Source organism: Kitasatospora sp. NPDC096204 (assembly GCF_044763205.1).
In the GTDB taxonomy this organism is placed as follows: domain Bacteria; phylum Actinomycetota; class Actinomycetes; order Streptomycetales; family Streptomycetaceae; genus Kitasatospora.
Map to the genome: position 1 here is coordinate 18,942 of NZ_JBIWFT010000038.1, position 14,517 is coordinate 33,458.

Genomic DNA, 14,517 nt, shown 5'->3' on the forward strand with positions numbered 1-14,517 from the left:
TGAACGCGTTCAAGTCCGCCGCGTAGAGTCGGCGACGCAAGTCATTTGAACGCGTTCAAGGGGGTGTGCCCACGATGGGGAAGGGCACCACGGAACTGGTCGACCTGCTGATCCTGCTCGGCATGGGCGCCGTCGTCCCGCTCGGCCTCGCCCTGGTCGACGAGCCCGGCCTCGCCCGGGTACGCCGGCTGTGGCCGCTCGCCGCGGTACCCGGCGCGCTCTCGCTCTGGCTGCCCCGCGGCGGCCTCGCCACCGGCTTCGCCGCGCTCTACGCGCTCGGCACCCTGGCCGTCGCCCTGCACGCGCCGCTGCGGCTGGCCCGCACCCGGTCGCTCGCGCCCGCCGAGGTCGCGGTGCTCACCGCGCTCGCCGCGCCCTCGGTCGCCGGGACCGCCCTGGTCGCCGAACGCTCCGGCTACCCGCTGTTCGGCTTCGAGCCGCACATCCTGGCGCTCACCGTCCCGCACTTCCACTACGCCGGGTTCACCGCCGCCCTGGTCGCCGGACTGGTCTGCCGCGCCGCCCGGCCGGGCTCGGCCGCGGCCCGCTGCGCGGCGCTCAGCGTCCCGGCGGGCACCCTGCTGGTGCTGGCCGGGTACTTCCTCGGCGACTGGTGGCAGTTCGCCGGGGCCGCCGTCCTGACCACCGGCATGTGGCTGGTCGGCCTGGTCACCTGGCGCGAACTCCGCCCCCACGGCGGCGATCCGGTCACCGCCCGGCTGCTCGCCGCGTCCTCGGCCGTCCTCGCGATCACCATGCTGCTCGCCCTGTGGTGGGCACTCGGCCGGGCCGCCGGACTCCCCCACCCCACCCTGCCCTGGATGGCCGCCACCCACGGCGTCGGCAACGCCCTCGGCTTCGCGCTCTGCGCCCTGCTCGCCTGGCGCCGGATCGCCGCCCGACAGACCGCCACCGGACCATCGACCGCCTCGACGGAGAGCGCCCGATGAACGACTACAGCTACCCCGAACAGGGCGCCAGCCGCGCCGGCGAACTGCCCGCCGGTTACAACCACCTGCGGCACAGCGCGCTCATCGGCCACGGCCGCCCCGCCCTGGAAGCCGCCGGCGCCGCCCTGCTCGACTGGCGGATGCACCGGCTCGCGGGCGTCCTGATCGACGCGGCGGCCGACCGGGCCGCCCCCGGCGTCGCCGTCCGCTGCGGCATCGGCCTCGGCCCCCTGCGGGCCGGCGCCCCCAACCGCGTCCTGGCCACCGTCGACGGCCCGGACCGGTACGGCTTCACCTACGGCACCAGGGCCGGACACCTGGCCCGGGGCGAGGAGACCTTCCTGGTCGAGCTGACCCCGGACGGCGCGGTCAGGTTCTCCGTCACCGCCTTCAGCCGACCGGTCGCCTGGTACGCGCGCCTCGCCGGCCCGCTGCTGCCGCTCGCCCAGCGCGCCTTCGCCCGACACTGCGGCCGCGTACTGGCCCGGATCGCGGCGCAGGCCGCCGGTTGAGCGACGGTGGCGGCCGGTCAGACGCAACAGCGGCAGGGGCAGCCGCCGAGCGGCCGGCGGCGGGTGGGCGACTGGGCGGGGTGGGGCGTAAAAGCGCTGGTCGGGGCGGGGTTCCGTTCGGGATGATCGGCGGATGATGTCGATGCGACCGGTGCTGACGTACTTCGCCCCCGAGGGCTTCACGCTGTGGCCGACGGGCACGCCCGGGCGGCACGGGGAGCTCGCGCTGAGCGGGCGGATGACGTCGGCGGAGGTGGGTGCGGCGGTGTGGCTGCTGGCCGACGGCAACGACGTCGAGCCCGGTCCCGAGCAGGCCGGGGAGCGCGTCGCCCGGCCGGCGGATCCGCTGGGCGCGTTCCTGCACGGGCTGCTGACCGAGCCGTACCCGTACGCTCCCGGCGGCCTGGTGGTGACGGACTCCGCGACCGGCGCCGTGTTCGAGCCGGGCTGCTGCAACGGCCTGGAGGACTGGCGCGAGTGGCTGGACGTCACGGACGGCTCCGGCACCGCGTGGTTCGGCCACGACCCCGACGCCCGGGCCGAGTGCGTCGGCCGGGTCGTCCGGCTGACCCAGGACGCCGAGGGCGGCGAGGGCCCGGTGATCGAGCTGCCGGTGGACGAGCTGCGCGGGCTGCTCGCCGGGGCCGAGCGGGACCTGCGCGGGTTCCTCGCGCTCGCGGCGGGCTGGGCCGAGCGGCAGGTGCCCGGGTACGCCGGCGCCGTCACCGGCGCGCTCGCCCGCGCCCTGGACCTGGAGCCGCCGTCATGACCAGCTTCCACACCCGCCGGGCCCTGGTGCACGACGCCTCGCTCCCGCCGTACCGGCGGCACAGCGCGCTGCGCACCTGCCTGACCCTCTTCGCCCCGTACGGCCTGCGGGCGACCTACCACCACCTCACCGTCAGCGCCCGGATGCCGCGTCTCCTGGAGGCCGATCCGGAGTCGCTGGTCCGCGCGGTGGACGAGTTGCACGAGGCGCGCGAGCTCCAGCGGGCCCGGGCCGAGGAGTACGCGGAGCGGCGCCGGGCGGAGAAGCGGGCCGGGCGGCGGCGGCCGACGGACACGCCCTGGTGGAACCGGCCCTGGCGGAACCCGCCGGACTCGGCCTGGCAGCACGACCCGTTCCTGCATCCGCCGTTGCGGCTGCCCGACTACGTCCGGCGGCAGCACGCGCTGTTGGACGGCGTCGAGCTGCCGGGCTGTCCGGCCTGTGGCGAGGAGGGCCCGGCGGTGTCCCTGTCGACCGGCCACGGCCACGCCGAGCTGTGCCGTTGCTGCGCCTGGGTGCTGACGCCGTGCGACTGCGGGCGGTGGCACAGCTTCGAGCCGGCACTGCGGGTCGGCTGGAGCCGGACCTGGCAGCGGGAGCACATGACCGGCACCGGCGAGCCGAGCCCGCACTGGCCCGGTGTCCGGGGGACGGCCCGGGTGGAGCGGCTGGAGTCGTACACGGTCGACTGGGAGTCACGTGTGGTGCGCCGGGATGGCGACCAGTAGCGCGCCGCCGTCCTGGACCCGGACCTCGAAGTGGTCGATGTCCCCGGGCTGGAGCGCCGCGCCGCCGGTGGTGCGGACGGCGCCGTCCCCGGCCCCGTAGCCGCCCGCCGGGACGGACCAGGTGGTGACGGTCTGCTGTTCGCCGGTGTGCGAGACGGCGACCAGTCGGCACGTCAACGGGCCCTGGACGCCGGAGAGTCGCAGACTGACCCGGGTTCCCCAGGTGGTGCCGTCCAGACCGACGGTGGCGTGCGCGCCGGTGCTCGGGTCGGTGGCGCCGAACTGCTCGGCCACCGCGACCACGGCGGGGGTGTTGTCGGCGGTGAGCACCGCGGCGGTGACGGCGGGGCCGGCCGCCACCATCGCGGTCGCGGCCAGGGCCAGCGCCAGCCGCCGGGTCCGGACCCGCCGCCGGGTGGTGGCGACCTCGGCGACCAGCCGGTCCAGCAGCCGCGGGTCCGGCTGCGGGGCGGGGCCGGCCGGGTCCGTTCCGGCCGTCCGGGCGGCGGCCGTGTACTCGGCCAACAGCGGCTCCAGGGGAACGAGTTCGGCGACCTGTTCGGCGCACTGCGGGCAGTCGGCGAGGTGCCGTTCGAAGGCGGCGCGCTCGGCGGGCTCCAGCAGGCCGAGGACGTACGCGCCGGCGTCGACGTGCTCCGGACGACCGGAGGTGTCTCGGGGCGCGCCGAAGGTGCCGGGGGGCACGGCGGAGGTGCCGCGGGACGCGCCGGGAGCGCCGCCGGGCAGGCCGGATGCCCGGTCGGGGTCGGGGTCGGGGTGCCTGGTCACGATGTCACTCCCCGTTCCTCCAGCGCGAGCCTGAGCGAGCGCAGCGCGTAGAACACCCGCGAGCGCACCGTCCCTGCGGGGATGCCGAGTTCGGCGGCCGCCTCGTCGGCCGTGCGGCCCTTCAGGTAGGTCTCGACGATGATCTCCCGGTGCGCGGGCGAGAGGTCCCCGAGCGCGTCCGCGATGGTCATCATCCGCAGCGCCCGGTCGATCTCGTCCGCGGCGGGCAGCTGCTCCAGCGCCGCGGCGTCCACCTCGCGCGGCCGGGCCAGGGCGCTGCGGTGGCCGTCGATCACGATCCGCCGGGCGACCGTGACCAGCCAGGGCCGCAGCGATCCCGCCTCCGGGTCGAGCCGGTGGATGTTGCGCCAGGCGCGGACCAGCGTCTCCTGGACGACGTCCTCGGCCCGCTGTCGGTCCCCGGCGACCAGGTGGAGCACGAACCCGAACAGCGGACCGGCGTGCTCCCGGTACAGGGCGCGCATCAGGTCCTCGTCCGGCGCCCCCGTGCCGTGGCCGCCGGGGCGGCCGGCAGGGTGCTCCTCGGTCACCAGTTCATCGTTGCGCACCCGGACCTCCTGGTCGAGGGTGGTCGGGAGCGGTCAGTAGCCGGGGGTGCCGGGCGTCGGGTTGCCGGGCACCGGGTTGCCCGGCATCGGCGTGGTGCCGCTCGCGGCCCCGGCCCTGCCGCCGCTCGGGGTCAGCGCGAACCAGGTGCCGCCGATGCCCTGGCCCTTGGTGTCGCCGGGCTTGGTGTCGGGCGAGTAGCGGTAGGCCGGCCAGCCGTCGAGGGTGATCTGCCTGGTGCCGTCGTCCCGGGTGACGGTGCCGACCAGCTTGCTGTCGACGCCCTTCACCGTGACGTTGCCGTCGGCGTGCTCGGGCGGCCAGATGGTGGCGCAGCTGCCGTTGCAGTAGGACTCCGACGGGCTGTTCCGGTCCTGGTCGAAGCGGTACAGGGTGAAACCGGCGCTGTCGGTGACGATCGTGCCCAGCTTGGGGTCCTGGGCGGTCTGCATGGTGACACCCGCCGCCGGGGCGCTCGGGCTGCTCGACGGGGGCGAGGAGCCGCCGGACGAGCCGCAGCCGGCGATCAGGGCGGCCGCCGCGATGCCGGACGCGGTCAGGGCGACGGTCCGGCGGGTGCGGGATGTGCTGCGCATGGGGTGCCTCCCGCGCGGGGGACGGGGCCGGGGCGGACCGGACACCCTTCCGTACGGGCGGCGGCCGCCAGCTGCTCAACCCGGCGCCGGGACGGCCCGGATCCTCCCCCCGGAATACCCCGCGGACCGGGACCGTTGTGGCGGGCACATGGCCTGAACGGGCCTGGATCACCGCCCTCCGGAAGGGAAGGAATCGCGAGATGAGCAGCACGGTCGAGCTGACCAAGGAGAACTTCGACGACATCGTCCCGGGCCCGGAGGGCAAGGACTTCGTCTTCATCGACTTCTGGGCCGGGTGGTGCGGGCCGTGCCGCCAGTTCGCCCCGGTGTACGAGAAGGCGGCCGAGCGCCACCCGGACCTCGTCTTCGCCAAGGTGGACACCGAGGCGCAGCAGGAGCTGGCCGCCGCGTTCGAGATCCAGTCGATCCCGACGCTGGCGATCATCCGTGAGGGCGTGCTCGTCTTCTCGCAGCCCGGAGCGCTGCCGGAGGCGGTGTTCGAGGACCTGATCGGCCAGGCCCGCAACCTGGACATGGCCGAGGTGAAGCGCAAGGTCGCCCAGGAGCAGGCGGCCGGCGGCCAGGCCTGACCCGAACACGTCCGAGGGCCCGGGGAGCGTCGTCTCCCCGGGCCCTCGTCGTACCCGGGCGCGGCTTCCCCGGCCGACTGCGGCGTCTCAGGGCCGCTTGGGGGCTCAGGGCGGCTCGGTGACTCAGGCCGGCTCGGGGACTCAGGCCGGCTTGGGGGCTCCGGGCTGCTCGGGGACTCAGGCCGGCTCGGTGCCCCAGGTGGCGAGCCGGGCCGCGAGCGCCCGTACCTCGGCGCGCAGCGCGGCGGGCTCCCGGACGGTGAACGGCCACCCCAGGCCGGCCAGCAGCACCGCGACGCCGTCCAGGTTCTGGGCCCGGGCCCGCAGCAGCACCCGGTCCCCGGCGAGTTCGGTGAGCGTGCCGACGGCGGGCGGCAGCCGGCGGCGGGCCTCGGCGAGGGTGGTCTCCAGCTCCACCTCCACCCGGTGCCGCCAGGGCGCCCCGGCCAGGGACTCCACGACCCGCTGGACCGGGTCGAAGTCCTCCGGCGGCTCGAACCCGGCCTCGCCCTGCTCGACCCGGGCGATCCGGTCCAGCCGGAAGGTGCGCGGCTCACCGCTGCGGTGGTCGAGCCCGGTGGTGTACCAGCGCCCGGAGTGGAAGACCAGTCCGTACGGGTCGAACTCGCGCTCGCTGGGGCGGTCCTCGCGGTCCCGGTAGGCGAGCCGCACCCGGCGCCGGCGGCGGGCCGCCTCGGCCAGGGTGAAGAGCGCGGCGGTGGCCGGGCCGGGGCCGGTGGCGGGGACGGCGGTGAGGCCGAGGGTCTCCTCGACGGCGGCGACGCGTTCGCGCAGCGGCGGCGGCAGCACCCGCTGGATCTTGGCGAGGGCGGTCTCGGTGGCCCCCTCCCCCACCGAGAGCCCCGAACTGCGGCCCGCCAGCAGGCCGAGGACGACGGAGGCGGCCTCGTCCGGGTTGAGCATCAGCGGCGGCAGCCGGTAGCCGGGGCGCAGCCGGTAGCCGCCGTAGCGGCCGCGGTCGGCCTGGACGGGGATGCCCAGTTCGGCCAGCCGGGCGGCGTAGCGGCGGACGGTGCGCTCGTCCACGTCGAGCCGGGCGGCCAGTTCGGCGCCGGTCAGGCCGGGGCGGTCCTGGAGCAGTTCCAGCAGGGCGAGGACGCGGCTGACCGGGTGCTCCACCGTGTGCTCCTTCCCGTCCACGGGCCGCCTTCGGGGCGCGTCCCGTCCGTGTCCGGGCCGTCCGTCGCCGGCGCCAGACCCGACACGGAGGAAATCCGGGCGGCTTCTGTCCTGATCCGATCCTAGAGTCGGCGGTGGAGGAGGCCCCACCGCGGCGACGCCCTCCCGCACCCCGCCGTGTCCCACCGGGCCCTCTCACGGCCCGGCGACGCCTCCCCCGGACATCCCACCGATGAAGGAGTGATCCGCCATGAGCACGTTCGTACTGGTCCCCGGGTTCTGGATCGGCGCCTGGGCCTGGGACGAGGTGGCCGCGCCGCTGCGTGCGGCCGGGCACCGCGTGTACGCCGTCAGCCTGCCCGGAGTGGGCGAACGCGCCTCCGAGGAAGGCGAGTTCGGGCTGGAGGAGCACATCGCCGACCTCGCCGCGCTGCTGGTCCGGGAGGACCTGTCGGACGTCGTGCTGGTCGCGCACAGCGGCGCCAGCGCCCCGGTGGGCGGGGTCGCCGACCGGATGCCGGAGCGGATCGGCCGGGTGGTCTACCTGGACAGCGGCCCGCTGGCCGACGGCACTTCGGTGTACGACCTCTGGCAGCCCGACTACCAGCGGACGGCCGAGGCCTCCGTGGTCGACGGCCGGCTCCCGCTGCCCTCCTGGGAGTACCTGTCCGAGCACGGCGCGAGCGTGGTCGGGCTGGACGAGGCCGCGCTGGCGCGCATCCGCACCCGTTCCACCCCGCACCCGGCCGGGGCGTTCCGGGACCGGTTGCGGCTGACCGGTGCCGGGGCCGCGCTGCCGCAGGCGCTGGTCTCCTGCTCCTTCCCGCTCGCCCAGGTGCACGAGCTGATCGCCGCCGGGCACCCGTTCTTCGCCGGGATGTCCGGGCCGAACTGGGAGCTGCGCGAACTGCCCACCGGGCACTGGCCGATGTTCTCCCGCCCGGCCGACACGGCGGCGGTGCTGGCGGAGCTCGCCGCGGTCTGAGCCCGCCGGCGCCGGGCCGGTCCGTGCCGGCCCGAGGTGGTGTGGCGGTCCGTGGCGGCCCGTGGCGGCCCGTCCCTGCCGGTTCGTCCGACCCGGGCCCAGGACTGTCCCGTCCGCGCCCAACGGCGTGCCCCACGGCGCCCTCGGCGTGTCCGTCCGTCGCGCAACCGCGCGCGGACGGGCAGGATGGGGCCCACGCCGTACCCGAGCGAAGAGCGAGCACCCGTGCGCGAGCAGCCCAGCCGTACCGAACCGCCGGACGCCGTGCCGGAGTTCCGGCCGGGCGGCGGCCCGGAGCCGGCCGCCCCGCTCACCCCGGGGGCGCGCGACGGGCACGACGAGTGGCCGCGGTGCGCGGCCCGGGTCAGGCTCGGGTACGGAACCGGAGGCGGCCGCGGCGCACTCCCCCGCGCGGTCGCCCCGGCCGACGACCGGCACGGCGGCCGGCGCGCCCGGTCGCTCGACAACTGCGAGCACACGGCCGTCACCCCCGCGCGACGGGCCGGGGCGGCCATCGAGACGACGGAGGACAGGGCATGACCAGCACCGCCGAGGAGTACGACGTCATCGTCCTGGGGGCCGGCCCGACCGGCGAGAACGTGGCCGACCGAACCGTCGCCGCCGGGCTGCGCACCGTGATCGTGGAGGCCGAGCTGGTCGGCGGCGAGTGCTCGTACTGGGCGTGCATGCCCAGCAAGGCGCTGCTGCGGCCGGTGGCCGCGCTGGCCGACGCCCGCGCGGTGGCCGGCTCCCGGGAGGCGGTCGGCGACCGGCGGCTGGACCCGGCCGCGGTGCTGGCCCGGCGCGACTCCTTCGCCTCCGGCTGGAAGGACGACGGCCAGGTGAGCTGGCTGCGGGACACCGGCATCGAGCTGGTCCGCGGCCACGGCCGACTGGCCGGGGTGCGGACGGTGACGGTGGAGGCCGAGGACGGCGGCGAGCGGGTGCTCACCGCCCGGCACGCCGTCGTGGTGTGCACCGGCAGCCGCCCGGTGCTGCCCGCGCACGTGCCGGGGCTCGCCGAGGCCCACCCGTGGACCAACCGGGAGGCCACCGGCTCGCAGACCGTCCCCGGGCGGCTGGCCGTGGTCGGCGGCGGGGTGGTCGGGGTGGAGATGGCCGCCGCCTGGCGGGCGCTCGGCTCCGAGGTGGTGGTGCTGGTGCGCGGTGACGCGCTGCTGCCGCGGATGGAGCCGTTCGCGGGCGAGCTGGTCGCGGACGGCCTGCGGGCCGCCGGGGTGGATGTGCGTTTCGGCACCGAGGTCACCGCGCTGGAGCGGGCGGACGGCTCCGGGCCGGTGACCCTCACCCTCGGCGGGGGCGGGACGCTGACCGCCGACGAGGTGCTGTACGCGACCGGTCGGGCCCCGCGCACCGCCGACATCGGACTGGAGCAGGTCGGTCTGAAGCCGGGCGACTGGCTGGAGGTGGACGACAGCTGCACGGTGCTCGGGGTGGACGGCGAGTGGCTCTACGCCGCCGGGGACGTCAACCACCGGGCGCTGCTCACCCACCAGGGCAAGTACCAGGCCCGGATCACCGGCGCGGCGATCGGCGCCCGTGCCCAGGGGCGCCCGCTGGACACCTCGCGCTGGGGCGCGCACGCGGCGTCCGCGGACCTCGCGGGCGCTCCCCAGGTGGTGTTCACCCAGCCCGAGGTCGCCGCCGTCGGCCTGACCGCGGCCGCCGCCGAGGCGGCCGGGCTGCGGGTGAAGACCGTCGACCACGAGATCGGCTCCGTCGCCGGGGCCTCGCTCTACGGCGACGACTACCGCGGCCGGGCCCGGGTGGTCTTCGACCTGGACCGCGAGGTGATCGTCGGCGCCTGCCTGGTCGGCGCCGGGGTGGCCGAACTGCTGCACTCGGCGACCGTCGCGGTGGTCGGCGAGGTGCCGATCCACCGGCTCTGGCACGCGGTGCCCTCGTACCCGACGATCAGCGAGGTCTGGCTGCGGCTGCTGGAGGACTGCCGGGGGTAGCGGTGCGCGGCCCCCTAGGGAGCGCCCCGTACGAGCACCCGAACGAGCACCGGAGGGGCCCGCGCGGAAGCCTCCCGAACGAGCCCTGGACGAGCCCCCTGGGCGGCCGGCGTTTCCCGTCGGCCTCCCGGGTGACCGGCGCGGCGAGGTGTGGCCACCGGTGGACGGCGGGACACTGGCACTCGGGGGCCGTCCGGGGGGCGTACTCGTGACCAGGTGGTGTGAGGCATGACCGAGGTGCTGTTGGCCGTCGGAACCGAGAAGGGCCTCTTTCTCGGCCGCAGCCGCGACCGGCTGACGTGGGAGTTCAGCGGGCCGCACTTCCCGATGAACGCGATCTACTCCGTCTCCATCGACCGGCGCGACGGCCGGACCAGACTGCTGGCCGGGGCCGACAGCAGTCACTGGGGCCCGTCGGTCTGGCGCTCCGACGACCTCGGCGCCAGCTGGTCGGAACCGCCGCAGCCGGCCATCCGCTTCCCGGAGTCCACCGGCACCTCGCTCACCCGGGTCTGGCAGCTCCAGCCCGCCGGAGCGGAGGCCCCCGGCGTCGTCTACGCGGGCACCGAGCCGGCCGCGCTGTTCCGCTCCACCGACGGCGGCGAGACCTTCGCACTGGTCGAACAGCTCTGGAACCACCCGCAGCGGCCGCAGTGGGGGGCCGGGTACGGCGGCCAGGGCCTGCACACCATCCTGACCGACCCGCGCGACCCGCAGCGGCTGCTGGTCGCCGTCTCCAGCGGCGGCGTCTACCGCAGCAAGGACGGCGGCGACAGCTGGCAGCCCTCCAACACCGGTCTGCGCGCCGAGTTCTTCCCGGAGGAGCGCCAGTACCCCGAGTTCGGCCAGTGCGTGCACAAGATCGCCCCGGACCCCGTCCACCCGGACCGGCTCTACCTCCAGAACCACGGCGGCGTCTACCGCAGCGACGACTGGGGCGACAGCTGGCACTCGATCGTGGACGGGCTGCCCGCCGAGTTCGGCTTCGCCGTGGCCGCCCACCCGCGCCGGGCCGACACCGCCTACCTCTTCCCGCTCGGCGGCTCGGACGACCGCATCCCGCCCGGCCGCCGCTGCCGGGTCTTCCGCACCACCGACGGCGGCACCAGCTGGGAACAGCTCGCCCAGGGCCTGCCCGGCGAGGACCACTACGGCATCGTGCTGCGCGACGCCCTGCGCACCGACGACGCCGACCCGGCGGGCATCTACTTCGGCAACCGGACCGGCGACGTGTACGGCAGCCGGGACGAGGGCGAGAGCTGGTCACTGCTGCTCTCCCACCTGCCCGACGTACTCTGCCTCCGGGCCGCGGTGGTTGCCTGAGCGGTCCGAGCGGTCCGAGCGGCCCGAAGGCCGTCCGCGACGACGGCCCGAGGCGGCGGTGTGTCGCGGCGGCCCGACGCCGTGGCCCGACCCGGCGGCCCGAGGCCGCTGCCCGTGGCGGTGGCCGGAAATAACCGGTTGCCGGACGGCAGGGCCTCGGTGAGCATGGGCCGCCGACGAACGACCGTACGAATGTGGGGTGGGCCATGGCAGAGGACTGGGTGGTCAGGCGGGGTGCCGACGGTGCGCCGGTGCTGCGGTACCAGCTGGACGAGCGGGAGGGACGGCCCTGGGCCGACCTGCTGGAGGTCCTGGACGAGTCGGTGGACGCCGCCGGGTTCATCCGGGCCGAGCTGCCCGGCTGGGTGGTCTCCGGCCCTCCCGGGCTCGGCCGGGAGCTGGCGGCGCAGGGCGCGCGGGTGCTGCGGCACGCCCACACCTTCCGCCGCGACCTGCGCGCCGATCCCCCGCCCGCCGACTGGGCGCAGACGCCACTGCGCGAGGGCCTGCGGCCGGTGCCCTGCGACCGCGCCCCCGAGGAGCTGTACGAGGCCTGGCGGGCCGCCTTCCCCGCCGGGCACGTCGACCACTACCCGGGCGAGCGGGCCCAGGTGCTGGCCGAGCGGCTCGGCCCGCTGCTGGCCGGGAAGGTCATCGGCCCGCTGCTGCCCTCCAGCGTGCTCGCGGTGGACGCCGAGGACCGCGTCGTCGCCGGGCTGGCCCTCACCGACCGCGACGGCCTGCCCTGGATCGCCGACGTCTTCCGCCACCCGGAGCGCGGCTACCGCGGCCTCGGCGCCGACCTGCTGCGCCGCGCCGTCGGGGACGCCGCCGCGCGCGGGCTCGCCGACGTGACCCTGGTGGTGTCCGAGGGCAACCCGGCCCGCCGGCTCTACGAGTCGCTGGGCTTCCTGCTGCAGGAGACCTCGCTGACGGTCGTCGTACCGGACGCCGCCCGGTAACGGCCCCGGACTCCGCCCACCACGCGGAGCCCACCGCCCGGAACTCGCCCGCACCCCCGCGCCTCGGGGCCGGGCGGGTTCGGCCCGGGCACCGCCTGTCTGGTGGTCAGCCACACCGGCGCCACCCGCAACGTGGTGGACGCCGCCCGGTTGGCCCGCGCGGCCGGGGCCGAGGTGCCGGCGCTCACCGCCTACGCGCGCTCACCGCTGACCGGGACGGCCACCCCGGCCCTGGTCGCGGGCGGGCAGGACCTGGTCTTCGGCCTGGAGACCACCCGCCGGCCGGCTCGCCCACCTGGCCGCCGTGGACGCCCTCGCCCCGACCCTGCCGGCCCTGCGCGGCCCCCGCGCCGAACGCGCCCTCAGCCTGTCGGCGGACGTCACGCCCGACTACGCCTGCTGAGGCCCGCGCGGCCGGGGCCTACGTGCCCCGGTGCCCGCCCTCGATCCGGGCGCCGCGCACCACGACCATGGTCAGGCCGACGGCCACCAGCAGCTCCGCCCAGAAGAACGCCGCGTAGTCCAGCAGCGAGCCGATCGGCGGGTTGCCGGGTGCGGCGTTGCGCATGCCGACCAGGGCGAACAGCGTGGCCGCCATCCAGCCGAGGGCGGGCCAGATGATCCCGCGCCGCTGCCGGACGATCAGCCAGGCCGCCACCAGCACGGACAGCGCCAGGGCCCACATCGCGGCCATCATGAACCAGGCCAGGATGAAGGTGCTGCGCGAACGGCTGATCCGCTCGGTCACCAGGACGCCGGAGTCCTCGCTCACCTGCCCGGTCTTCCGGAAGACGAAGAAGGGGTCGGCCTCCGTCAGGCCGATCACCACCGGGACGGGCCGCCCGCCGACGGTGGCCCGGAACCCGACGAACGCGCTGTAGCGGTCGAACGGGTAGTCCGAGAGCCGCCCGTCGAAGAGGTTGAAGGAGACCGCGCTGGAGCCGATCTGCTGGCCGGCCGGGTACCTGAGCGTGGTCTGCTCCAGCGAGGTGGTCTCCAGCACCACGTCCCCCGCCGGGACCAACGGGCTGTCCGGCTGCTCCAGCGCGCCGTGCGGCCGGAGCAGCACCTTCGCGGTGAGCGTCTGCGCGGCCGCGTCCACCCGCTGGAGCGTCACGTCGACCTCCAGGACGTCCGGCCCGGGCGCGGTACCCACCACCTGGGCGTGGCCGCGGCTGGAGCGCTCGTCGAGGTAGAGCAGCAGCCCGGCCGCGCAGAACAGCAGGATCGCCGCCAGCACCGCGTACGAGCGCCAGGGCGCCACCCTGGGCGTCGGCGGCGCGACCCGCGCGGCCCGCGTCCTGGCGTGGATGCGGACCCGCGGCCGGGCCGCCGGGCGGGTGCTCCGGACGGCCCGCCGGTGCGGCGGCGCGCTCATCGGCCTGCTCCCACGGTCAGCGGTGGCGACCTCCGGGGAGGCCGCCCGTCCCGCCACCCTCCGGGCGGCCACGGCCGGGGCGCAACCGCGGGGCACCCGTCGGGGTGGCCGGGGTGCCCGGCCGGGCTTCCGCACGGAGATCCGTCCTGAGACTCGGCAAACGTGGCTGGTCGGAGGGGCTGTGTAGGCTCAACGGTCATGGCGAGGGTGACGCGGGACGATGTGGCGCGGGTGGCGGGGACGTCCACGGCGGTCGTGAGCTATGTGATCAACGACGGGCCGCGGCCGGTGGCGCCGGCGACCAGGGCGCGGGTGCTCGCCGCCGTCGAGGAGCTCGGCTACCGGCCGAACCGGGTCGCCCAGGCGATGGCCCGGCGGCGGACCGACCTGCTCGGGATGGTCGTCCCGGACGCCCGCCAGCCGTTCTTCGCCGGGCTCGCCCACGCCGTCGAGCAGGCCGCCGCCGAGCACGGCCGGCTGCTGCTGATCGGCAACTCCGACTACGCCGACGAGCGCGAGGCGCACTACATCCGCGCCTTCCTCGGGATGCAGGTGGACGGCCTGATCCTGGTCACCCAGGACCCGGCCACCTCCGGACTGACCGGCTTCGACGTGGCCGACGGCACGCCCGTGGTGCTGCTGCACCACCGGGCGGAGAGCCCCGACGGCGTCGCCGTGGTCGCGGACGACGAGGGCGGCGCCCGCGAGGTGGTCCGCCACCTGCTCGGGCACGGGCACGCCGAGGTGCACTGCTTCGGCGGCACCCTCGCGCTCAGCCCGCACGACCCGGTCACCGGGCGGACGGCCGGCTGGGTCGCCGCGCTGCGGGAGGCCGGACTGCCCACCGAGGGGCGGCTCACCCCGGCGCCGTTCGACCGGGTCCGGGCGCACGCCGAGGCGCTCACCCTGCTCGCCCGCCCCGACCGGCCGACCGCCGTGTTCTGTGCGACGGACGACCAGGCGATCGGCCTGCTGCGGGCCGCCGACGACCTCGGCATCCGGGTGCCGGAGGACCTCGCGGTGGCCGGCTTCGACGACATCGCCGAGGCGGTGATCGCCGGGCCGGCGCTGACCACCGTCACCACGGCGCAGGACGAGATGGCCCGCGCCGCGCTGGAACTCGTCCTCGGCGGGCCGGAGCGCCGCGCCGGGGGCGCCCGCACCTTCCCGGCCCGGCTGGTGGTCCGGCGCTCCTGCGGCTGCCCGCCGGCCGAGGCGCGGGACTGACGACTGACGCCCGGGCCGAGGG

General features: G+C 76.4%; 16 protein-coding genes. 11 read left to right on the forward strand and 5 right to left on the reverse strand.

What is annotated here, in order from left to right; all coding sequences use genetic code 11:
* Positions 1 to 74 precede the first annotated feature (74 nt).
* The 4 genes from ACIQ87_RS32040 (at position 75) to ACIQ87_RS32055 (ending at position 2,959) form a co-directional block, all read left to right on the forward strand.
* On the forward strand, positions 75 to 950 hold the full coding sequence (locus tag ACIQ87_RS32040) for a YndJ family protein (protein WP_402413779.1): 876 nt from the start codon (positions 75 to 77) through the stop codon (positions 948 to 950).
* A complete protein-coding gene (locus ACIQ87_RS32045) occupies positions 947 to 1,462 on the forward strand; it encodes a DUF1990 family protein (protein ID WP_402413607.1) in 516 nt (171 codons plus the stop codon). Before ACIQ87_RS32040 ends, ACIQ87_RS32045 begins: the two co-directional genes overlap by 4 nt.
* A 133-nt stretch (positions 1,463 to 1,595) precedes the next feature.
* Complete coding sequence (locus tag ACIQ87_RS32050) at positions 1,596 to 2,231, forward strand: hypothetical protein (RefSeq protein WP_402413609.1); 636 nt, start codon at positions 1,596 to 1,598, stop codon at positions 2,229 to 2,231.
* Positions 2,228 to 2,959 (forward strand): hypothetical protein, encoded by a 732-nt coding sequence (locus ACIQ87_RS32055; RefSeq protein WP_402413612.1) that lies wholly within the window; start codon positions 2,228 to 2,230, stop codon positions 2,957 to 2,959. The genes ACIQ87_RS32050 and ACIQ87_RS32055 overlap by 4 nt, the downstream gene beginning before the upstream one ends.
* Here the strand turns inward: ACIQ87_RS32055 and ACIQ87_RS32060 are convergent.
* From ACIQ87_RS32060 to ACIQ87_RS32070, 3 genes are read right to left on the reverse strand one after another with little or no spacing between them, the layout of a single operon-like run.
* Positions 2,927 to 3,748, reverse strand: coding sequence for a zf-HC2 domain-containing protein (locus tag ACIQ87_RS32060; RefSeq protein ID WP_402413615.1), 822 nt, complete (start codon positions 3,746 to 3,748; stop codon positions 2,927 to 2,929). The two genes, ACIQ87_RS32055 and ACIQ87_RS32060, sit on opposite strands and share 33 nt — an antisense overlap.
* Positions 3,745 to 4,317 carry a sigma-70 family RNA polymerase sigma factor gene (locus tag ACIQ87_RS32065; protein ID WP_402413618.1) on the reverse strand — a complete coding sequence of 191 codons (573 nt, stop codon included), beginning with the start codon at positions 4,315 to 4,317 and terminating at the stop codon, positions 3,745 to 3,747. The genes ACIQ87_RS32060 and ACIQ87_RS32065 overlap by 4 nt, the downstream gene beginning before the upstream one ends.
* A gap of 33 nt (positions 4,318 to 4,350) precedes the next feature.
* Positions 4,351 to 4,911: a hypothetical protein gene (locus tag ACIQ87_RS32070; RefSeq protein WP_402413621.1), complete on the reverse strand. Its 561-nt coding sequence runs from the start codon at positions 4,909 to 4,911 to the stop codon at positions 4,351 to 4,353.
* A gap of 200 nt (positions 4,912 to 5,111) precedes the next feature.
* Here ACIQ87_RS32070 and ACIQ87_RS32075 point away from each other — a divergent pair, with 200 nt between their 5' ends.
* Positions 5,112 to 5,501 (forward strand): thioredoxin family protein, encoded by a 390-nt coding sequence (locus ACIQ87_RS32075; RefSeq protein ID WP_392884557.1) that lies wholly within the window; start codon positions 5,112 to 5,114, stop codon positions 5,499 to 5,501.
* Between the two features lie 177 nt (positions 5,502 to 5,678).
* On the opposite strand, the gene ACIQ87_RS32080 is transcribed toward ACIQ87_RS32075, so the two are convergent.
* Complete coding sequence (locus ACIQ87_RS32080; protein ID WP_402413624.1) at positions 5,679 to 6,641, reverse strand: helix-turn-helix transcriptional regulator; 963 nt, start codon at positions 6,639 to 6,641, stop codon at positions 5,679 to 5,681.
* Positions 6,642 to 6,891: 250 nt separating this feature from the next.
* Between ACIQ87_RS32080 and ACIQ87_RS32085 the strand changes: the two genes are divergently transcribed.
* The 5 genes from ACIQ87_RS32085 (at position 6,892) to ACIQ87_RS32105 (ending at position 11,890) form a co-directional block, all read left to right on the forward strand.
* Positions 6,892 to 7,626, forward strand: a complete 735-nt coding sequence (locus ACIQ87_RS32085) for an alpha/beta fold hydrolase (protein ID WP_402413626.1) — start codon at positions 6,892 to 6,894, stop codon at positions 7,624 to 7,626.
* 225 nt (positions 7,627 to 7,851) lie between these two features.
* Positions 7,852 to 8,166, forward strand: coding sequence for a hypothetical protein (locus ACIQ87_RS32090; protein ID WP_402413628.1), 315 nt, complete (start codon positions 7,852 to 7,854; stop codon positions 8,164 to 8,166).
* Complete coding sequence (locus tag ACIQ87_RS32095) at positions 8,163 to 9,605, forward strand: dihydrolipoyl dehydrogenase family protein (RefSeq protein ID WP_402413631.1); 1,443 nt, start codon at positions 8,163 to 8,165, stop codon at positions 9,603 to 9,605. Before ACIQ87_RS32090 ends, ACIQ87_RS32095 begins: the two co-directional genes overlap by 4 nt.
* Before the next feature lie 228 nt (positions 9,606 to 9,833).
* Entirely contained in the window at positions 9,834 to 10,928 is a 1,095-nt protein-coding gene (locus ACIQ87_RS32100) for a WD40/YVTN/BNR-like repeat-containing protein (RefSeq protein WP_392868805.1), read from the forward strand.
* A 206-nt stretch (positions 10,929 to 11,134) separates the two neighbouring features.
* Positions 11,135 to 11,890, forward strand: a complete 756-nt coding sequence (locus ACIQ87_RS32105) for a GNAT family N-acetyltransferase (protein ID WP_402413635.1) — start codon at positions 11,135 to 11,137, stop codon at positions 11,888 to 11,890.
* A gap of 421 nt (positions 11,891 to 12,311) precedes the next feature.
* On the opposite strand, the gene ACIQ87_RS32110 is transcribed toward ACIQ87_RS32105, so the two are convergent.
* On the reverse strand, positions 12,312 to 13,268 hold the full coding sequence (locus ACIQ87_RS32110; RefSeq protein ID WP_402413638.1) for a DUF4436 family protein: 957 nt from the start codon (positions 13,266 to 13,268) through the stop codon (positions 12,312 to 12,314).
* 198 nt (positions 13,269 to 13,466) lie between these two features.
* Here ACIQ87_RS32110 and ACIQ87_RS32115 point away from each other — a divergent pair, with 198 nt between their 5' ends.
* Positions 13,467 to 14,495 carry a LacI family DNA-binding transcriptional regulator gene (locus ACIQ87_RS32115; RefSeq protein WP_402413641.1) on the forward strand — a complete coding sequence of 343 codons (1,029 nt, stop codon included), beginning with the start codon at positions 13,467 to 13,469 and terminating at the stop codon, positions 14,493 to 14,495.
* Positions 14,496 to 14,517: the final 22 nt, after the last annotated feature.